1 protein-coding gene is annotated in these 208 nt (G+C 42.3%); it reads right to left on the bottom strand.

The features are described from left to right. Positions 1-208: MotA/TolQ/ExbB proton channel family protein (locus ACX6CF_RS26630; RefSeq protein ID WP_458788403.1), on the bottom strand; the 208-nt coding region annotated here is incomplete at both ends.

Below are 208 nucleotides of genomic sequence, written 5' to 3'. Positions count from 1 at the left end.
CATCGACCTTGCATTGCCGCTTCCTGATATTGCCATGACATCAAACACTTCAATCATGCCTGTGACTGTGCCTAATAAACCTAATAGCGGACACAAGACAACTAAGGATTGAATAAGCGCTAAATTACGGTTTAACTTAGTGGTACCACGAGAAATTAACGCGTTACGTATTTGTTCGCTGTACCAAGACGTTTGCTCTTTACGACCT

The sequence above is a fragment of the Vallitalea sediminicola genome (genome assembly GCF_054408565.1).
The sequence above is the reverse complement of the archived record's forward strand: the minus strand, read 5'-3'. Positions and strand labels throughout refer to the sequence as shown.